Raw genomic sequence first — 19,589 nt, 5'->3', positions numbered from 1 at the left:
GGTCAGAACGTGAGCACGGCCCGTGCCACCCGGCCCTCCGCCGCGTCCTCGGCCGCCTTCGCGAAGTCCTCGACGGGGTACGTGGCGGTGACCAGCTCGTCCAGGAGGAGGCGGCCCTCCCGGTACAGGCCTGCGTACAGGGCGATGTCGTACTGGGGCCGCGAGGAGCCGTAGCGGCAGCCGAGGATCGACTTGTCCAGGTAGAGGGAGGAGACGAGGAAGGACGCCTCGGCGGTGGCGGCCGGGACGCCGAGGAGGACCGCCTGGCCGTGCCGGTCGAGGAGGTCGATCGCCTGGCGGACGAGCTCGACCCGGCCGACGCACTCGAACGCGTGGTCGGCGCCGGTGGGGAGGACGTCCCGTACGCCGTCCACGGAGGTGAGGAAGTGCGTGGCCCCGAACCGCCGGGCCACCGCCTCCTTCTCCGGGTTGGCGTCCACGGCGACGATCCGCGTCGCCCCCGCGATCCGCGCGCCCTGTACGACGTTGAGCCCGATCCCCCCGGCCCCGATCACGACGACGCTCTCCCCCCGGTCGACCCGGGCCCGGTTCAGCACCGCGCCGACGCCGGTCAGGACCCCGCACCCGATCAGCGCGGCGGAGGTGAGGGGGATGTCGTCCGGGATCGGTACCGCCTGCACGGCCTTGACCACCGTCCGCTCCGCGAAGGCGGAGTTCGCGGCGAACTGGAACACCTCCCGCCCGCCCCGCGAGAACGGCCGGGTGGGCCGCCCGATCGCCCTGCGGCACATGGTCGGCCGCCCCCGGTCGCAGTCGGCGCAGGCCCCGCAGTTGGCGAGGGTGGACAGGGCCACATGGTCCCCGGGCCGGACGTGCCGGACCCCCGCCCCCACCGCCTCCACGACCCCCGCGCCCTCGTGTCCGAGCACCACGGGGACGGGGAAGGGGATGGTCCCGTCCACCACCGACAGATCGCTGTGGCAGAGCCCCGCGGCCGACACGGCCACCCGCACCTCACCGGGGCCCGGCTCCCGTACGTCCAGGTCGTCGACGACCTCGGCCCGCTTCCCGTCGAACACCACTCCGCGCATGGCTCCCGCCCTCCGGCGTCTCAGCCTCTCGGCTCACTCGGTTCTCTCGGCTCCCGCGGCAGACCGAGCACCCGCTCGGCGACGATCGTGCGCTGCACCTCGTCCGAACCGCCGTAGATCGTGTCGGCCCGGCTGAACAGGAACAGGTACTGGAACGGATCGAGCGCGTACGGCTCCCGGGCCGACCACTCCCGAGGCCCGACCACCGCCCCCGCGCCCCGCACCTCCATCGCCAGCTCCCCGAGCCGCCGGTGCCAGCGCGCCCACAGCAACTTGGCCACGCTCGGCGCGCCCGGCTCCGCGCCCCCCTCCGCCCCGCCGAGCGTCCGCAGGGCGTTCCACCGCATGACCTTCAGCTCCGCCCACTGCCGGACGAGCCGGTCCCGTACGACGGGATCGTCCGCGGCCCCGCTGTCCACGGCGGCCCGTACGACGTCCCCCAACTCCTTCTCGAACCCGATCTGCTGGGCGAGGGTCGACACCCCGCGCTCGAAGCCGAGCAGCCCCATGGCCACGCGCCAGCCATCGCCCGCGCCCCCGACGACATGCTCCGCGCGGGCGTGCGCCCCGTCGAAGAACACCTCGTTGAACTCGCTCGTCCCGGTCAGCTGCCGGATCGGCCGCACCTCGATCCGCCCCGGCTGGTCCATCGGCACGAGCAGCAGCGACAGTCCGTGGTGCCGCCGGGAGCCCGCCTCGGTCCGGGCCAGCACGAAACACCAGTCCGCCTCATGGGCGAGCGAGGTCCAGATCTTCTGCCCGGTGATCCGGTACGACGCCCCGTCCTCCGCCCGCTCGGCCTTCGTCCGTACCCCGGCGAGGTCGGACCCGGCCCCGGGTTCGCTGTACCCCTGGCACCACAGCTCGTCGCCCCGCGCGATCGCCGGCAGGAACCGCCGCTTCTGTTCCTCGCTCCCGAACGCGATCAGGGTCGGCGCGAGCAGCTTCTCCCCGATGTGGCCCGACCGGGCGGGTACGTCCGCCCGCGCGTACTCCTCCGCCCACACGACCTGCTGGGTCAGCGTGGCCGTCCGGTTCCCGTACCCGCCCTCCGCCCACCCGAGCCCGATCCACCCGGCGGCCCCGAGCGTCCGCTCCCAGACCCGCCGGTCCGCACCCACTCCGGCGTGCGCCCCCAGCCAGGCCCTGACCTCCGCCCGAAACGCCTCATCCTCTTCGCCGAACCCGAAGTCCATGCCACCTCCAAGTGGAACGCCGCGCCGATGGTGGTGCGTTGTGGGGTGCGTCGGCGGGTGCGGGTCCGGTGGGGCTTCTCGCGCAGTTCCCCGCGCCCCTGAAAGAGGCCTGCGGCCCTTTCGGGACGAAAAGCACGGGGCGCAGCCCCTGCTTTTCAGGGGCGCGGGGAACTGCGCGAGCAACCACAACGCACCCGCACCCGCCAACGCACCCCACCCCCTCACGCGTTCGGCCGAGCCCCCGCCGCCGCGGCCCGAGCCATCCCCTCCACCCGCTCCAGCATCGGCATCGGATCCACCCCCACCGCCCCCGGCAGCACCTCCGCGATCCGCTCCGGGGTCCACCCCTCCTCCGCGTAGGCCGAGCGCAGCTCCCGCGGCTGCGCCCACACCGCGATCTTCGGCCCGGCCACGGTGTACACCTGCCCGGTGATCCGCGCCTCCCGGGCCCGTTCCGACAGCAGGTACACCACGAACGCGGCCACGTCCTCCGGCTCACCGATCTCGGTCAGCTCCATCGGCACCCCGGCCGACATCCGCGTACGCGCCACCGGGGCCACCGCGTTCGCGGTCACCCCGTACCGGTGCAGCCCGAGCGCCGCGCTGCGCACCAGCGAGATGATGCCGCCCTTGGCCGCGCTGTAGTTGGCCTGGGAGACGGACCCCTGGTGGTTGCCGCTGGTGAACCCGATCAGGGTTCCGGCCCGTTGCTTCCGCATGACGGCGGACGCGGCCCGGAACACCGTGAACGTGCCCTTGAGATGGGTGGCGATGACCGGGTCCCACTCCTCCTCGGCCATGTTGAAGAGCATCCGCTCCCGCAGGATTCCGGCGACGCACACGACCCCGTCGATCCGCCCGTACGTCTCGACCGCCGCGTCCACCACCCGCTGTCCGCCGGCCATCGTGGAGATGTCGTCGGCGACGGCTACGGCCTCGCCGCCGGCCGCCTCGATCTCCTTGACCACGGTCTCGGCGACGGCGCTGGTGGGTGCGGAGCCGTCGACGGAGACGCCGTAGTCGTTGACGACGACCCGCGCGCCCTCGGCGGCGGCGCCGAGGGCGACCGCCCGGCCGATGCCCCGCCCCGCGCCCGTGACGGCGACGACCTTGCCTGCCAAGAAGTTTCCCACCCCGGCCCCTTCCCCTCATCGCGGTTTCTGACGGACCGTTAGATCTGCTCGCACGGCGATTCTACGACCCGTCAGATACACCGACACAAGCCCCGGGGAGGCCCGATGTCATCGCCCACGGAGTTCGCCGCGTTCACCGACATCGCCAAACGCGTGAACAACTGGGGCCGTTGGGGACCGGACGACGAGATCGGCACCCTCAACCTGATCACCGACGAGGTCGTCCGGGAGGCCGCCGCCTCGGTCCGCTCCGGCCGCCGCGTACCGCTGGCGCTGCCCCTGCAACAGGACGGCGTACAGACGGGGATGATGCCGGGCCGGGTGAACCCGCTGCACGCGATGGTGCAGATCAACCAGGAGATCTTCGGTCCGGGCACGGTCGCGTGCAGCGACGACGCCGTGACCATGGGGCTCCAGGCGGCCACCCACTGGGACGCGCTCACCCATGTCTCGCACTCGGGCCGGATCTACAACGGCCGCCCGGCGGACACCATCACCCCGCACGGCGGCGCGGCCTTCGCCGGCATCGACAAGGCCCGGCACATCGTCTCGCGCGGAGTGCTCCTGGACATCCCGCGCGCCCTCGGCCTCGGCGACGACCGGCTGCCCGGCCACCACGCCGTCACCCCCGAAGACCTGGACGCGGCCGAGGAGTTGGCGGGCACACGGGTACGGGCGGGCGACATCGTCCTGGTCCGCACCGGGCAGATCCGGGCCTATCTCACCGGGGACAAGCACGCGTACGCGTTCCCGTCGCCGGGCCTGTCGCTGCGCACCCCCGAGTGGTTCCACGCGCGCGATGTCGCGGCCGTCGCCAATGACACCCTGACCTTCGAGATCTTCCCGCCGGAGGTCGAGGACCTGTGGCTGCCGGTGCACGCGCTGGACCTGGTCGAGATGGGCATGCCGCAGGGGCAGAACTGGAATCTGGAGGAGTTGTCCACAGCCTGTGGACAAGCCGGGCGGTACGACTTCCTGCTCTCGGCGATGCCCGAGCCGTTCGTCGGCGCGACGGGCACACCGGTGGCACCGATCGCCGTCCTCTAGAACACGGCCGCCCTCCAGGGCGGTTGGCGGCGCGCCGCCGCCCGCCCCGAACACCGCACCGCGCGCCGCCGCAACACGACCCACGCTCGTCGAGGGCCTCCGTCACCGAGACCCTCGTCGTCCCCTCGCGGCGAATCGCTGAACACAAGCGTGATCAAACGGGCATGACACGTCAACACCCGTTCGGGGACGAGACGGGTGCCTCGACGGTGCGCAGGGAAGCACGTCCGGGCGCACGGACAGGCCCCCGCCCGCCGGCCGCCCGACGTCATGCGCTCGCGCGCGGTGTGTGCGGCGCGAAGACGAGTGACCGCGCGCGCCTCACGACTCGGGGGTGCGGACTCATCGGCGGGTACAGGCCGGTGGGGCTTCTCGCGCCCACGCGGCGGAGCCGCACATCGATACCGCCCCGCGCCCCTGGGGGCTGCGCCCCGGCCTACACCGCCTCGTACGCCAGCCCGTCACGCACCAGGCTCTCCCGGGCCACCGCGGCGACACCCGTGACCACGCCGCACGCCGGATAGACCGCGGGAGTCACCACCGCGGAAGCCCCCGGCACCACCCGGTCCAGCTCGCACCAGATGCGTTTGCCGACGCCCTCGTGGGACCAGCCCCAGCGGTCCGCGAGGACCTCGACGAGGGCGAGACCGCGCCCGCCCGTCTCGTCACCGTCGGCGCATCGCGGGGCCGGCGGACACGCGCTGGTGTCGGCGACCTCCAGGCGGACCTTGCCGACCGTGCCGTCCCGCGACGCGGACAGCAGCAGCCGCAGCACCGCCGGACGACCGGTGTGCACGACCGCGTTGGTGACCAGCTCGGAGACGAGGAGGATCAGCGTCTCGCCGAGCGGCTCGTCGTCCCCTATCCCGGACCCGGCGAGCCGTGAACGGGCCCATCTCCGTGCGCGACCCACCTCTGCGGGGTCGGGCCGGATCTCCAGCTGCACTTGAAGCACCTGCACCGCTCACACCATCCGAACCGGCGGACACATCGCCGCACGCCCCCGAGGGGCCACGATCGTGGTCATCTGCTGCCTGGCCGACGCCACCGCCATCGACACCGTCGGCACCGGGATCACGGAACGTGATCCCCTTACAGGACAGCATGGTTGACGTACAGTCACCCCAACAAGCGCTTCGGGCATATTCCAGCGCGAAGGAGTACGCGTACGGCATACTGTGCGACGCTCATCGCGGGGAGTCGAACAGGCCGGGGCGTCGAGACTCCGGCCCACTTCACGAGCGCCGCGCACCGCCGCTCGCGGGGCCGCCACAGGGGCAACACCGGCTCGGCTCGACCTCGGAACCACTCGCATCCACCAGAAGGTACCGGAGCGGAACTCCGACTCCAGGCCGTGACAAGTCACACCTAGGACACAACACGGTATCAACGCTCGGTAATTCCGGTATGCCACGTTCCGCGACATTCGACCGAACCACCGCCACACATTTCCGTTCCCACCCTGGTCAGCGCGCTCACCCGGCCTCGATCAGCAGTTCCCCCGCCAGCAACTCCTCACTCTCCGTGACCGATCCGCCACGTTCCGCCCGTACCCACGCCCGCTTCAGACACAGGTGTACGTCGGCCTCCCAGGTGAACCCCATGCCGCCGTGCACCTGGAGACAGTCGCGGGCTCCGCGCACCGCCGCCTCGTCGGCGAGCAGCCGGGCCGCCGCGATGTCCACCGGGTCGACGGTCACGGCCGCCGCGTACACCGCCGCCCGCGCCACCTCCACCCGCACCAGCAGTTCGGCGCAGAGATGCTTGACCGCCTGGAACGCCCCGACCGGCCGCCCGAACTGCTCCCGGGTCCGGGCGTGTTGCACCGCGGCCTCGCAGGACCGGACGGCCGTGCCCACCTGCTCGGCGGCGGTGAGCAGTACGAACAGATCATCGGGACGGGCGCCGGAACCACCCCCCGGCACCCGGTGCAACGGCGTCAGCGGATCCAGCGACCTCAGCGGTACGGCCCCGGTCGCGTCCCCGGTCACCACGTCGGCCTCGTCCAGCCACTCCACCAGCCCGCCGCCCCCGACGGCGCTCACCACGGCCTCCCCGGCCGCCGCTCCCGGCACCACACCCGCCGCGAGATGCGTGGCCACGAGCGGCCCGGGCAGCAGCGCCCGCCCCGCCTCCTCGAACACCAGCACCGCCTCCGGCACCCCGAGCCCCACCCCGCCCTCGGCCTCGGGCAACCGCAGCGAGAAGAACCCCGCCGCCCCCAACTCCCGCCACAGCCCCCGGTCCAGCCGCCCACCCGCCTCGACGGCGGCCCACAACGCCTCCGCCCCGAAGACCCGCCCCAACACCTCCCGCACACCGCTCCGCAACGCCAGTTGGTCATCCGTGAGTCGAAACCGCACCAGCCACCAGCCCCTTAGAAACCCCGAGCACACCAGCGCGCCCTGAAGGGGCGCGGGGAACTGCGCGAGAACCCCCACCGAACCCGCACCCGCCAACGAACCCACGCCCCCACCCCCCTAGGCGCCCCCCACCCCCACTCACCCCTTCGGCAACCCCAGAATCCGCTCCCCCACGATGTTCCGCTGCACCTCCGACGTCCCCGCCGCGATCGTGTACGACAACGAACTCAGCCGGTCCAGCACCCACCGCTCCCCCAGATCGAGCGCCCCCGCCCCCAGCACCTCGGCCGCCACGTCGTACAACTCCTGCCGCACCCGCGAGTACCGCAGCTTGAAGACCGACCCCCCGACCCCCGGCACCCCGCCGGAGGCCTCCGCCTCGCTCACGTTCCACTGGGTGAGCCGCCACAGCGCCCGGAGCTCCGCGTTCAGCCGTCCGAGCCGCCGCCGTACGCCGGAGTCGTCCCAGCACCCGTTCGCCCTGGCCTCCCGCGCGATCTCCCCCAACACGCGACGACAGGCGACGACTTCGCCCACGAACGCCGTCCCCCGCTCGAAGGAGAGCGTCACCATGGTCACGCGCCACCCGTCGTTCTCGTCCCCCACCCGGTTGGCGACCGGCACCCGTACGTCGTCGAGGAAGACCTCGGCGAACTCGGTCGAGCCGGCGAGGGTGCGCAGCGGCCGTACGGTCACGCCGGGCGCGTCCATCGGCATGGCCAGCCAGGAGATGCCCCGGTGCTTGGGTGCCGAGGCGTCCGTCCGTACCAACAGCTCGCACCAGTCGGCGACTTCGGCGTGCGAGGTCCAGATCTTGGAGCCGCTGACGACGTACTCGTCGCCCTCCCGGCGCGCGCGGGTGCGCAGCGACGCGAGGTCGGAACCGGCGTCCGGCTCGCTGAACCCCTGGCACCAGACCTCCTCGCCGCGCAGGATCGGCGGCAGCCAGCGCGCCCGCTGCCCGGCCGTCCCCTCGGCGGCGATGGTGGGCCCGGCGTGCAGCAGCCCGACGAACCCCGCGCCCACATAGGGGGCGCCCGCCTTCTCCGTCTCCTCCAGGAAGATCAGCCGGGTGGTCGGCGAGGCGTCCCAGTGGACGTCGGCGTACCCGGCGTCGTACAGCGTCCGCTGCCAGCCGAGGTCGTAGGCGCGCCGCCCCGGCCAGTCGTCGGGCGACGGCTTGGGCGGCAGCGAGGGGAGCGTCTTCGCCAGCCACTCCCGCAGCCGCGCCCGGAACGCCTCCTGCTCCGGGCTGTACGCGAGATCCATCGCCCGGGGCCCCTACCTGCGGAGGTCGCGGTCGAAGTCCAGGCCGAGCATGCGGATCGCGTTGCCGCGCATCAGCTTGTAGACCGTCTCGTCGTCGAGGCCCTTGACGTGGTCGAGGGCGACCTCCTTGGTGTGCGGGAAGGTCGAGTCGACGTGCGGGTAGTCGGTCTCGAAGGTCGCGTTGTCCCGCCCGACGACGTCCAGCGAGGCGACGCCGTGCTTGTCGCGGAAGAAGCAGCAGTACATCTGCCGGTAGTAGTACGTCGACGGCGGTTCGGGGATCAGGTCGCGCACCCCGCCCCAGGCGCGGTGCTCCTCCCATACGTCGTCGGCGCGCTCCAGGGCGTACGGGATCCAGCCCATCTGCCCCTCGCTGTAGGCGAGTTTGAGGGTCGGGAACTTCACCAGGACGCCGCTGAAGAGGAAGTCCATCATCGAGGCCATCGCGTTGTTGAAGGAGAGCGAGGCCTGGACGGCGGGGGGCGCGTCCGGGGAGGCGGCGGGCATCTGGGAGCTGGAGCCGATGTGCATGTTGACGACCGTGCCGGTCTCCTGGCAGACCGCGAAGAAGGGGTCCCAGTAGCCGGAGTGGATGGACGGCAGACCGAGGTAGGTGGGGATCTCGGAGAAGGTGACGGCGCGGACGCCCCGGGCGGCGTTGCGCCTGATCTCCTCGACGGCGAGGTCGATGTCCCACAGGGGGATCAGGCAGAGCGGGATCAGCCGGCCGCCGCTGTCACCGCACCACTCCTCGACCATCCAGTCGTTGTAGGCGCGGACGCAGGCCAGGGCGACCTCCTTGTCGTGCGCCTCGGCGAAGGTCTGTCCGCAGAAGCGGGGGAAGGTCGGGAAGCAGAGGGAGGCCTCGACGTGGTTGAGGTCCATGTCCGCGAGCCGCGCCTTGGGGTCCCAGCAGCCGCGCCGCATCTCCTCGCGGGTGATCCCCTCCAGCGTCATCTCGTCCCGGTCGAACCCGACGGCCGCGATGTTCCGCTTGTACGGGAACTTCAGGTCCTCGTAGATCCACCAGTCCGTCGGCTGCCCCTCGGGGTCCATCGTGATCTGGTACTTGCCGGCGACGTACGCCAGCTCGCCGATCCCGGCCGTCAGGGGTTTCGGCCCCCGGTCGCGGTACTTCTCCGGCAGCCAGGTGTCGAAGAGGTGCGCGGGCTCGATCACATGGTCGTCGACGCTGATGATGCGGGGCAGTTCGGTCATGGGTCCCCTCCACCGGGCCGGGTCCGAGCTGTATCTGACGGGCCGTCAGCTAAGCCTCTCCCAGCAGGCTAGTGGCGCACCCCTGGACCGACAAGGCGCCCGGCCCTACGCTCTGCCCACGATCTGACAAGGCGTCAGATAGTGGCGAGTGAGCCGAAGGGGCGCGTCGATGTCGAGCCCGCGAGCGCGCGGAGGCCCGCAGGGTCGAGCACGGTCGTGGGCTCGACACCGACTGGAGCGCCCCGGAGGCGAACCGAGCCTCAAAAAAGGGGGCCTCCGTGACCGACACCGCCCACGCGCTCGGCGAGTCCCGCACCCTCTGGGAACTCCTCGCCCGCCGCGCCGACCTCACCCCCGACCGGCCCGCACTGCTCCAGGACGACCGGACGCTGGGCTTCGGCGAGCTGCGCGCCCGCGCCGAGCGGGTGGCGGCCGGGCTGTACGACAGGGGCGTACGCCCCGGCACGGTCGTCGCCTGGCAGCTGCCCACCCGGATCGAGACGGTCCTGCTCTCCCTCGCGCTGGCCCGTCTCGGTGCCGTCCAGTCCCCGGTCATCCCCTTCTACCGCGACCGCGAGGTCGGCTTCGCGCTGCGGGAGTCCGGGGCCGAGTTCTTCGCCGTACCCGGCGAGTGGCGGGGATTCGACCACACGGAGATGGCGGGGCGGCTGGCGGCACGGGGGGTCTTCGAGGCGTACGACCGGCTCCCGGACGGGGACCCCGCCACACTCCCCGCGCCGCCCGCCGACGGCACCTCGGTCCGCTGGATCTACTGGACCTCGGGCACCACCTCCGACCCCAAGGGCGTCCTGCACACGGACCGTTCACTGATCGCGGGCGGCTCCTGTCTCGCCCACGCGCTCCGGCTCACCCCGGACGACATCGGCTCGATCGCCTTCCCGTACGCGCACATAGGCGGCCCGGACTATCTGGTGATGCTGCTGCTGTACGGCTTCCCCGCCGTGCTGTTCGAGCACTTCGCGCTGCCGGCCGCGCTGGAGGGCTACCGCAAGCACGGGGTGACGGTGGCGGGCGGCTCGACGGCGTTCTACTCGATGTTCCTGGCCGAGCAGCGCGGGCGACCGGACGAGCCGGTGATCCCCTCCCTGCGGCTGCTCGCGGGCGGCGGGGCCCCGAAGCCGCCCGAGGTGTACCACTCCGTCGTACGGGAGATGGGCGTCCAGCTCACCCATGGCTACGGCATGACGGAGGTCCCGATGATCACGATGGGGGCGCCGGACGACACCGTGGAGAACCTGGCGACGACGGAGGGGCGGCCGCCGGCCGGGATGGAGATCCGGATCGCGGAGAACGGGGAGGTGCGGCTGCGCGGCGAGGCCGTCTGCCAGGGGTATCTGGATCCGGCGCAGTCGGCGGCGGCCTTCGACGCGGACGGGTTCTTCCGCACCGGCGACCTCGGGCATCTCACCGGCAGCGGCCATCTGGTGCTGACCGGGCGCCTCAAGGACGTCATCATCCGCAAGGGCGAGAACATCTCGGCGAAGGAGATCGAGGACCTGCTGCACCGGCACCCGGCCGTCCGGGACGTGGCGGTGATCGGACTGCCGGACGCGGAGCGCGGCGAGCGGGTGTGCGCGGTGGTCGAGGTGGCCGAACAGCCGCCGGGGGCCGGGCCGTTGACCCTGCGGGAGGTGAGCGAGTGGCTGCGCGCGGAAGGGCTGTCCGTCCACAAGCTGCCGGAGCAGGTGGAGCTGGTGGACGCCCTTCCGCGCAACGAGACCCTGCGCAAGGTGCTCAAGTACAAGCTGCGGGAACGCTACTCGGGCACGGTGAAGTAGCGGGCGAAGGCGTTCACGACCTCGACCTCGTCCACCTTGCCGTCGGCGTCGGTGTCGAGGGTGGCGGCGGCAGCGGCGGCGACCTCCTCGGGGGCGCCGAGGGCCTTGAGGACCCGGGCGGTCTCCTCGACCGTGGCCCGGCCGTCCCCGTCGGCGTCCGCGACGGCGAGGGCCGCGTGCAGGAAGGGGCGGGCGATCTCGGCGAAACGGTCGGGGTTGTCGCGCAGCCGCTTGACCGCGCCGTTCACGAACTCGTCCCGGGTGATGCGCTGGTCGCCGTCCCGGTCCGCTATGCCGGCCATGCCCTGCCAGAAGGCCTCGGCGCCGCCGTACAGGGCCTGGCCCTTGTCCGAACGGGCGGTGGTGCCGAACTCGTTGAGAACCGCCTTGCTCGCCGCGCTGAAGTCCTCGCGGTCGATCCAGCCGTTGCCGTCCTGGTCGAAGGTGGCGAACCGGGCGGCGATCCGGCGCTCGTACTCGCTGCTGACCATGTCTCTTCGGACCCGCCTTACGTGATGTGGGTGCTTCAAGCACTTCAGCTGCTGCTCGCAGGTGCTTCTCGCACGGAGCGTACGACGTCAGAGGCCCGGGCGGTGCTCGAAAGCGGCGCTTGTACCAAGACCGCGGGAATTCCGGGACAACTGTGTGAGGTGCGGCGGGTCAGGCCGAGAGCGGGTCGGCCTCGTCGTCGGGCTCCGGGGCGACCGCCGAGCGGACGTCCGGGTGGACGTCGAAGAGGCGGCGGACGCCGAGGGCGGCGAGGACACGGTTGACGTGCGCGCCCTCGGCCGGGCCGCCGCCCGCGTGGCCGTCGGCGGGCAGGATCAGCCGCAGGCGTCCATGGCAGGAACGCATCAGCCGCCGGGTGGCGATGAGCACACCCACGCCGCTGGAGTCGCAGAAGACGACGCCGGAGAGATCGACGACGAGACTGCGGCGGCCGTCGGCCACCGCCTCGTGCACCCGCTGGCGGAGCAGGGGCGACGTGAGCAGATCCATCTCTCCGGACACATGCAGCACGGCCCACTCGCCCTGTCCGCCGTCCGTCACTTCGAACGCCACCGCGATGCCTCTCAGTCGCCGAACCGGAAGCCACTGCACCGCTTCCTGCTTGCGCGGCTGCCCCGCCGTCGTTCCATGAAACACCCGCGGCCCACCGAAAGCGCGTGGTAAGCGAGCCATTTCCGGGGCCTTTTCGGTGCGATTTCTACCGTGTACGGTCACACGTGATCGACTATTGATCGTAAATGGACCAGAGATGGGCCAGAGGAGGTCGCGAGCGATCCGATTCTTGCAGTTCAGGCGCCATACAAGGTCGTACAAGCATACGAACGGCGGGCAGATGCCCACGTGAGGGCGTGGAAACGGCTTACCCAGGAGGCGCATACCACCTCCGACCTCACGAGGGGCGCACATTGCCATAAAGGGGCGTGCGCGGTCAGCGGTGCCGACTACATTCGGGGCGGCAGGGCACACAGGCTGGAATCGGGCCGGAAGCGGACCGAGCCGGTCATCAGGAACAGCGCAGGTACGAGCAGGTGAGGGGGCCGTATGGCGAAGGACGCACCGCCCCGCTGGGACCGCAAGATGCAGCAGCGGCTGGCGCGCGGCGAGGCGGCGGCGCTCGGTGAGCTGTACGACCGGTTCGCGTCCCTCGTGCACGGTCTCGCCCATCGCGTCCTGGACGACGAGGGGGCGGCCGACTCCCTCACCCGCGAGGTGTTCCTCCAGCTCTGGGAGAACCCCGAGGCGTACGACCCCAAGCAGGGCCCGCTGCGGTCCTGGGTGGCGGCGCTGACCCACCGGCTGGCCGTGCAGCGGCTGCGGGCCACCGAGACCGCCGCGCTCGCCCGGGGCGGCGCGGGCACCGCGGAGGACCTGGAACGCAAGGTGCACCACGCCTCGGTCGCGGCCCGCGCCGACTACATAGTGCAGGCCATGCCGACCCCGCTGCGGGCCGCGCTGGAGCTGGCGTACTTCCAGCGCCGCGACTACCGGCAGACCGCGACCGACCTCGGGGTCACCGCGGACGAGGCCCGCCGCCGCCTCCGCCTCGGCCTCCAGCTCCTCTCCACCGCCCACGACACCCGCCCCTCCGGCGCCCCGCCCGAACCCGGACTCGCCCCGTGACCGGCGACCCGAGCCCGTACGAGGCGTACGACGACGAGCCGACCCCCCGGAACCCGAGCACCGGCCGCGTCCCGGCGGCGCGGACTCCGTCGGACGACGACCCGGCCGACGACGGCCTGCCCGGAGCCGCTGCCTCCGGCGGGCCGGACGGGCCCGCCGAGGGGCCGAGGCCCGGGGACTCCGCGGACGGCGGCGACGCCACACCCGAGGCCGGCGGAACGGGACTCGGCGGCGGCTCCGGGGCCGATGGCCCCCGGGGCGGCGGCGGTGACGGACCGGCCGGACCGCCGCGCATACCGCTGCCGCGGACCTCGGTGGAGGACACCGGGCTGCCGCTGCCGGACCCCGCGCCCGAGGCGGCCCCGCCGGCGCGCCCGGAGCCCGCGTCGCCGGCCGTTCCCCTCGTGCTGGAGCACCGGGTGCTGAAGGCGCTGCTCGGGGCCTGGGCGCTGGCGGCCTGTTCGGGGGAGGAGGCGCTGGCGGTGGAGGAGCACCTCGGGGTGTGCGGGGGATGCGCGGACGAGGCGCGGCGGCTGCGGGAGGCCGTGGGGCTGCTGCATCCGCCGGAGAGCCTGGACCTGGACCCGGCGCTGCGCACCCAGGTGCTCGACCTCTGCCTGGGCCGCCGCCCGCCCCGTATCCCCGTCCCCCGCTGGGCCGCCCCGTACGACGCGGAGACGGCCCGGCTGGACGCCCTGCTCCAGGACATCGGCACCGCCGACTGGCACGCCCCCGTCCGGCTGCGCTGGTTCGAGGGCGACGGGCCGGTGAGCCGGCGTACGACCGTCGCCGGGGTCATCGCGCATCTGCTCAGCGTCGACGGACTCGTCGCGTCCGCGCTCGGTCTGGACGATCCGCTCGCCCGGCTGAAGCCGGAGCAGGAGCCCGACGACGGTTCACCGGCGGCGCGCACCGAGGCGTACTGGAAGGCCTCCCACTTCCCGCCCACCCGCGCCCTGCGCGCCCCCTGGCGGCAGCAGAGCCACGACATCGTCCGTACGACGTCGTTCACGGGCGGCGGCGGCCCGGACGACTCCGCCGGCTCGGGCCGTCTCCCGGTCTCGTACGGCGGCTTCGAACTGCCGCTGCGCGATGCGATGCTCGACCGGGCGTTCGAGTGCTGGATCCATGCGGAGGACATCGCGGAGGCCGTGGACTACCCGTACGAGCCGCCCTCCGGCCGGCATCTGCACGGGATGATCGACCTCGCGGCCCGGATGCTGCCCGTCTCCCTGGCCGAGCGCCGCCGGACCGGGCTCGCGTCCCCGCCCGGCCGCCACCTCGTCCCGGCCGGCGCGCCCGGCCGCAGTCTCCGTCTGGAGATCGAGGGCTCCGGCGGCGGCGAGTGGCTCATCCCCCTCGACTCCCCCGCGGCCCTCGGCTCCGCCGACCACGAGGTGGCCCATGTGGCCCTCGACGGCGTCGAGTTCTGCCGTCTCGCAGCCGGCCACGTCCCCCCGGAGGAGGCCGCCGCAGGCCAGGGCGGCGACCGCGAGGCGATCCGGGACGTACTCTTCGCGGCGGCGGCACTGAGCCGGATGTAGAGGGCGGGGCGCTGGTGACCACCGGCCCTCGAAGGGGCGCGGGGCTGCATCAATATGCGGCTCCGCCGCGTGGGCGCGAGAAGCCCCACCGGACCCGCGGTCGCCGAGCACACAGACGCCCCCGAGCCAGTAGGCGCCCCCAGCCCGGCGGAGCCCTACGCGAAGACGACCGTCCGCCGCCCGTTCATCAGGATCCGCCGCTCCGCATGCCACTTCACGGCCCGCGCCAGCGCCTGGCACTCCACGTCCCGCCCGACCGCGACGAGCCCCTCGGGCGTCACCCCGTGCCCCACCCGCTCGACCTCCTGCTCGATGATCGGCCCCTCGTCGAGGTCGGCGGTGACATAGTGCGCCGTCGCCCCGATCAGCTTCACACCGCGCGTGTGCGCCTGGTGGTACGGCTTCGCGCCCTTGAAGCTCGGCAGGAAGGAGTGGTGGATGTTGATGATGCGGCCACTGAGCTGCTTGCAGAGGTCGTCGGAGAGGACCTGCATATAGCGGGCCAGCACCACCAGCTCGACGTTCTCCTCGCGCACCAGCTCCAGCAGCCGCGCCTCCGCCTCGGCCTTGGTGTCCTTGGTCACCGGGATGTGGTGGAAGGGGATGTCGTACGACCCCACCAGCTCGGCGAAGTCGGTGTGGTTGGAGACCACGGCCGCGATCTCCACCGGCAGCGCCCCGATGCTCGCCCGGAACAGCAGGTCGTTCAGGCAGTGCCCGAACTTGCTGACCATGAGGACGATGCGCATCTTCTCGTCGGCCCGGTTGATCTGCCAGTCCATCCGGAAGGAGTCACCGATCGCCGTGAAGCTGGCCCGCAGCTTCTCCACGTTCACCGGCGCCTCCGCGGAGAAGTGGACGCGCATGAAGAACAGACCCGTGTCGTGGTCGCCGAACTGCTGGCTGTCCTCGATGTTGCCGCCGGTCATGAAGAGGTAGCTCGACACGGCGTGCACGATGCCCGGCTTGTCCGGGCAGGCGAGGGTGAGGACGTACTGGTCGGCGGGTGCCGCGGCTCGGGTGGACTGCTCGTTCATGCCCGACAGGGTCCCATATGGCGTACCCCCGCCGACAACCGTCCCGAACCCCGGACCACCCGCCCCGGACCACCGCCCCGGCCCCCGCGCAGTGCCCGGCACCAGAAGGGCCCTAGGCCGCCCTGGTCATGATCCGCAGCACCTCCAGCGTGCGCGGCGGGGTGTCCGGGTCCTCGCCGTCGCTCGCCGAGAGGCGGACATGGGCCTCGCGGGCGGCGCGGACGGCCTCGGGCCAGGCCTCGTGGTCGACGTAGGCGGAGACGGGCGCGTCCGGGCCGACCTGGTGCATGATCCGCAGGACACGCAGCACGGCGGTGTCCACGAGGGCCGCCTCCTGGGCGTCACGGAAGATCGTGCCCACGTACTTCTCGGCGGACCAGTTGTCCAGCCAGGTGTCCTCGACCAGGCGGTACACGGCGTCCGTGACGTCCCCGTACCCGTCGACACCCGCCAACCAGACGTCTCGCTGGAACGCGGGGTCGGAGAGCATGTGCAGCGCGGAGCGCACATTGCTGCGCCAGCGCCACCACGGCATGTCGTTCAGTGGCATGCCGCCCATGGTGGATGAGCGACGCCCGCGACGGGAAGGGGTCTCCGGACCTTGGACGGTCATCGATCGTGCGTTCCTCTCTGAAACCACTCGAAAATAGGATCGTAGCTCTTTGCTATTCACCTCCCGGTCACCTCACGTTGACCACGCGTCACGCCCGGGTTGGTGATGTGGCGGAATCGTGCGGAGCCATGACCGGCTTGAAGGCACGACGGATCCCCCTGACCACAGGACCAGCCAAGGGCCTCGCCAAAGGCCTGGTCAGAGCCACCACGCTGGCGGCGTGTGCCTCACTCGTCGCCGGGTGCGGGGTCATCCCTGGAACCACGGGGGGTTCCGGGGGCGGCCCCGTCACCATCATGACCTGGGCGCCGGAGAAGACGGCCGCCACCAACAAGCCAGGCATGCCCGCCATGGCGAAGGCCTACGCCCGCTGGGTCAACGCCAACGGGGGCATCAACGGCCACGAGCTGAAGATCCTCACCTGCAACGACCGCAACGAGACCGTGAGCGCCGCGAAGTGCGCCCGGCGCGCGGCCGACGAGAACGTCACCGCGGTCGTCGGGTCCTACAGCCAGCACGGCCGGTCCTTCCTCGCCCCGCTGGAGTCGGCGGGCATCCCGTACATCGGCGGCTACGGCGTCACCGACGACGAGTTCGCCAGCGCGCTGTCCTACCCGGTCAACGGCGGTCAGGCCTCCCTCATGGCCGGCCTCGGCGAACAGCTCGCCAAGACCTGCGGCCCCGTCGCCCTCGTCCGGCCCGACTCGATCGCCGGCGACCAGCTGCCGCTGCTGCTGGACTCGGGACTGCGGTCCGGCGGGCACGGCGGTTCCGAGGACCAGCTGGCGGCCGAGGACGCCACCGAGTACGGCGGGCACGCCCGGGAGGCGTTGCGGCGGGCCAGCACCGACCCGGTCGCCGAGGGCTGTGTGGTGCCCGCGCTGGGCGACCGCACCTTCACCTTCATGGACTCCTTCCGCCGGGACCGCGAGGACTACCCGGACGTGCGCACCGCGACCGTGCTCGGCAGCGTCGACCAGACCGTGATCGACGCGACCGGGGGCCGGTCGGGGCCGTACGAGGGGGCGTACGTCACCGGCTGGTACCCGGTGGAGAAGGACAAGCGGTGGGACCGGATGAAGAAGGTGATCCAGGAGCACGCGTTCGACGACAACCGCATCGACCCGGCGGATCCGGGTGTGCAGACCACCTGGATCGCGTACACCGTGCTGAGGGCGGCCATCGAGAAGATCGGCGACGGCGAGGTCACCTCCCAGTCGGTCCGCCGCGTCCTCGACACCGGGCTGAAGGTGGACACGGGCGGACTGACCCCGCCCCTCAGCTGGCGCTTCGAGGACCTCATCGCCTCCGCCGGCTTCCCCCGCCTCATCAACCCCGAGGTCACCTTCCAGGTGGTCCGCAAGGGCCAACTCGTCGCCGCCCGCCGGGGGTTCGTCAACGTGGAGAAGACCCTGGTGGAGGCGGAGAGCTGAGCGCGCCGCCGAGCACGCCTACAGCTGAACCGCCTGCCGCTCGGTCAGGCCGTACGTCGTGGCGATGCCGTTCCAGAGCTTCGCGGCCTTGTTCTTCTCCGCGCTGGCCGTGCCGCTGGCCCGATTCCCGGCCTGGGTCTGGGGGGTGGAGCGGGCCTGGCCCTTCTTGCAGCCCTTCTTGCCGGCGGTCTGGTCGGCCCACGCGGCGTAGTGGTTGTCGGCGGCGGCGGAGGCCTTCCACGCCTTGGTGAGCGAGGTGGTCAGCGCCTCGTGGTCCGGGAGCTTGTCGACGGACAGCTCGCCGAGCCGGGTGACCAGGTCCTCGCGCTGCTTCGCCGCGTCCCGCAGATCGGTGGCGGCCTGCCCCAGCTCGTTGCACGCCTTGATGTTCGCGACCGCCTTGATCACACTGCTCCGGCTGTCACCGCTGTCCGCCAGCAGCTGGTCCAGCGCGACCGCCTGCTCCTTCGCCGGGTCCGCCGACGCGGACGCCGACTCCTCGGGCGCCCCGGTCGCCGCCACGGGCTTGTTGCCGGCCGGTGTCTCCTCGTCCCCCGACCCGGCCATCAGCGCGCCCGCCCCGATGCCGAGCACGGCGATCCCCACGCCGACCAACGCGATGAGGGGCACCCGCGATCTCGTACGACCGCCGCCGCCTCCGCTCCCGCTCTCCCGTCTCGCGGAGGCCCGCCCGCCGTGACCGCCACCGTGGCCTCCTCCATGGCCCCCGTGACCGCCGGGGCCGGCGGGTCTCTGCGGCGGCTGCGGGGCCGCGTGCCCGTGCTCGGCGATCCTCGGCATCTGCTGGGTGGCCCCGGAGACGCCCGCGGCGCCCGCCTCGTCCCGGAAGAGGCTGTCGAACACGTCCGGCTGCTGCTGCGGCGCCGCACCGTACGGCCGGCGCGGCGGCTGGGCCTGCGCCTGCGCCTGTGCGGCCACCGGCGGGATGAACTGCGTGGCCTGCGCGTCGGGGTTCCCGGGCATGGGCGCGCCGGGGTGCCCGGCCGGCGGCAGCGGCCCGGCGCCGTTGTCCGGCACCCGGCCCAGATACGTCGTGGCGTCCGCCGACGCCTCCGGCGGCAGCGCGCCCGGCCCGACCGGCGGCAGGAACTGGGTGGCGGCCTCGGCGTGGGGCGCCTGGGCGGCCACCGGCGGTATGTACTGCGTCGCCCCTTCGTCCACCGGCACGGCCCCGACGGCCGGCACATACGGGATGTACTGGGTGGCGCCCTCGTCCACGGGCGGCAGCGGCGCGCTGTGCGACGGCTGCTGCGGCACACCGGCCGGCGGCAGCGCCACCTCACCCGCGACCGGCGGCAACGGCGCGCCCGAGCCCGCCCCGCCGTACGCCTCGCTCCCGTACGCCTCGCTTCCGTACCCCCCGCTCCCGTACGTCTGCCCCTGCGCGCCCTCCGGCGGCAGCGGCATCCCGCCCTGGGTGCCGTACGCGCCGTACAGGTCCTGCGCCCCCTGGTGGCCCCATTCCGGGGCGGGCGGGGCGCTGTGCCACGGGTCGGCGGGCGGCTGGACGGGGGCCGGGGCGCTCTCGGAACCCCACGGCCGCTGCTGCTGGTCCCACCGCTGGGCCGGGGCGGGCGGCAGCGGCGCCGGCGGCAGATCGCTCGGATGGAGCGGCGCCCCACCGTCCGAGGGCAGCACGATGCCTTCGCGCGCGGTCCGCGCCGAGGGCTCCTCGCCCTGTCCACTCTGCGTCACCGAGACTCCTACGAATGGGGGACTTGTGGAATCGTCGAC

General features: G+C 72.6%; 17 protein-coding genes. 5 read left to right on the top strand and 12 right to left on the bottom strand.

Annotation, left to right across the window (positions count from 1 at the left end; all coding sequences use genetic code 11):
• Nucleotides 1-2 precede the first annotated feature (2 nt).
• The 3 genes from J8M51_RS41990 to J8M51_RS41980 form a co-directional block, all read right to left on the bottom strand.
• Nucleotides 3-1,052, bottom strand: coding sequence for a Zn-dependent alcohol dehydrogenase (locus J8M51_RS41990; RefSeq protein ID WP_267299998.1), 1,050 nt, complete (start codon nt 1,050-1,052; stop codon nt 3-5).
• 20 nt (nt 1,053-1,072) lie between these two features.
• Nucleotides 1,073-2,248 (bottom strand): acyl-CoA dehydrogenase family protein, encoded by a 1,176-nt coding sequence (locus J8M51_RS41985; RefSeq protein WP_267299997.1) that lies wholly within the window; start codon nt 2,246-2,248, stop codon nt 1,073-1,075.
• Nucleotides 2,249-2,469: 221 nt separating this feature from the next.
• The gene (locus J8M51_RS41980; protein ID WP_216591770.1) at nt 2,470-3,381 is read right to left on the bottom strand and encodes an SDR family NAD(P)-dependent oxidoreductase; all 912 of its coding nucleotides are present in this window, start codon (nt 3,379-3,381) and stop codon (nt 2,470-2,472) included.
• Between the two features lie 105 nt (nt 3,382-3,486).
• Here J8M51_RS41980 and J8M51_RS41975 point away from each other — a divergent pair, with 105 nt between their 5' ends.
• Nucleotides 3,487-4,428: a cyclase family protein gene (locus J8M51_RS41975; protein WP_216591769.1), complete on the top strand. Its 942-nt coding sequence runs from the start codon at nt 3,487-3,489 to the stop codon at nt 4,426-4,428.
• A gap of 436 nt (nt 4,429-4,864) precedes the next feature.
• On the opposite strand, the gene J8M51_RS41970 is transcribed toward J8M51_RS41975, so the two are convergent.
• The 4 genes from J8M51_RS41970 to J8M51_RS41955 all read right to left on the bottom strand — a co-directional run bounded on the left by J8M51_RS41970 (nt 4,865) and on the right by J8M51_RS41955 (nt 9,278).
• Nucleotides 4,865-5,389 carry an ATP-binding protein gene (locus J8M51_RS41970; RefSeq protein ID WP_179203069.1) on the bottom strand — a complete coding sequence of 175 codons (525 nt, stop codon included), beginning with the start codon at nt 5,387-5,389 and terminating at the stop codon, nt 4,865-4,867.
• A 514-nt stretch (nt 5,390-5,903) separates the two neighbouring features.
• The gene (locus J8M51_RS41965) at nt 5,904-6,791 is read right to left on the bottom strand and encodes an acyl-CoA dehydrogenase family protein (protein WP_267299996.1); all 888 of its coding nucleotides are present in this window, start codon (nt 6,789-6,791) and stop codon (nt 5,904-5,906) included.
• A gap of 138 nt (nt 6,792-6,929) precedes the next feature.
• Nucleotides 6,930-8,060, bottom strand: coding sequence for an acyl-CoA dehydrogenase family protein (locus J8M51_RS41960; protein WP_267299995.1), 1,131 nt, complete (start codon nt 8,058-8,060; stop codon nt 6,930-6,932).
• Between the two features lie 12 nt (nt 8,061-8,072).
• On the bottom strand, nt 8,073-9,278 hold the full coding sequence (locus J8M51_RS41955; RefSeq protein ID WP_086755906.1) for an amidohydrolase family protein: 1,206 nt from the start codon (nt 9,276-9,278) through the stop codon (nt 8,073-8,075).
• 278 nt (nt 9,279-9,556) lie between these two features.
• Here J8M51_RS41955 and J8M51_RS41950 point away from each other — a divergent pair, with 278 nt between their 5' ends.
• On the top strand, nt 9,557-11,077 hold the full coding sequence (locus J8M51_RS41950; protein ID WP_086755907.1) for a class I adenylate-forming enzyme family protein: 1,521 nt from the start codon (nt 9,557-9,559) through the stop codon (nt 11,075-11,077).
• Here the strand turns inward: J8M51_RS41950 and J8M51_RS41945 are convergent.
• A complete protein-coding gene (locus J8M51_RS41945) occupies nt 11,056-11,568 on the bottom strand; it encodes an EF-hand domain-containing protein (protein ID WP_086755908.1) in 513 nt (170 codons plus the stop codon). The genes J8M51_RS41950 and J8M51_RS41945 overlap by 22 nt on opposite strands.
• Nucleotides 11,569-11,737: 169 nt before the next feature.
• Complete coding sequence (locus J8M51_RS41940; RefSeq protein WP_086755910.1) at nt 11,738-12,145, bottom strand: STAS domain-containing protein; 408 nt, start codon at nt 12,143-12,145, stop codon at nt 11,738-11,740.
• Nucleotides 12,146-12,628: 483 nt separating this feature from the next.
• Here J8M51_RS41940 and J8M51_RS41935 point away from each other — a divergent pair, with 483 nt between their 5' ends.
• Together J8M51_RS41935 and J8M51_RS41930 are read left to right on the top strand one after the other, a co-directional pair.
• Entirely contained in the window at nt 12,629-13,207 is a 579-nt protein-coding gene (locus J8M51_RS41935) for a sigma-70 family RNA polymerase sigma factor (RefSeq protein WP_086755909.1), read from the top strand.
• 116 nt (nt 13,208-13,323) lie between these two features.
• Complete coding sequence (locus tag J8M51_RS41930) at nt 13,324-14,751, top strand: zf-HC2 domain-containing protein (protein ID WP_398858020.1); 1,428 nt, start codon at nt 13,324-13,326, stop codon at nt 14,749-14,751.
• Nucleotides 14,752-14,906: 155 nt separating this feature from the next.
• Here the strand turns inward: J8M51_RS41930 and purU are convergent, their stop codons facing one another.
• Both purU and J8M51_RS41920 read right to left on the bottom strand, forming a co-directional pair.
• Nucleotides 14,907-15,788, bottom strand: coding sequence for a formyltetrahydrofolate deformylase (gene purU, locus J8M51_RS41925; RefSeq protein ID WP_086755425.1), 882 nt, complete (start codon nt 15,786-15,788; stop codon nt 14,907-14,909).
• A 112-nt stretch (nt 15,789-15,900) separates the two neighbouring features.
• Nucleotides 15,901-16,401 carry an SCO4402 family protein gene (locus tag J8M51_RS41920; RefSeq protein ID WP_086755426.1) on the bottom strand — a complete coding sequence of 167 codons (501 nt, stop codon included), beginning with the start codon at nt 16,399-16,401 and terminating at the stop codon, nt 15,901-15,903.
• Between the two features lie 128 nt (nt 16,402-16,529).
• Between J8M51_RS41920 and J8M51_RS41915 the strand changes: the two genes are divergently transcribed.
• Nucleotides 16,530-17,834, top strand: a complete 1,305-nt coding sequence (locus tag J8M51_RS41915; protein ID WP_086755427.1) for an ABC transporter substrate-binding protein — start codon at nt 16,530-16,532, stop codon at nt 17,832-17,834.
• Nucleotides 17,835-17,852: 18 nt separating this feature from the next.
• Here the strand turns inward: J8M51_RS41915 and J8M51_RS41910 are convergent, their stop codons facing one another.
• Nucleotides 17,853-19,550 carry a hypothetical protein gene (locus J8M51_RS41910; protein ID WP_086755428.1) on the bottom strand — a complete coding sequence of 566 codons (1,698 nt, stop codon included), beginning with the start codon at nt 19,548-19,550 and terminating at the stop codon, nt 17,853-17,855.
• Nucleotides 19,551-19,589 lie beyond the last annotated feature (39 nt).

The organism is Streptomyces griseiscabiei, assembly GCF_020010925.1.
GTDB lineage: Bacteria > Actinomycetota > Actinomycetes > Streptomycetales > Streptomycetaceae > Streptomyces > Streptomyces griseiscabiei.
Note: the sequence above shows the minus strand (reverse complement) of the source record. Positions and strands in the feature narration are given on the sequence as shown.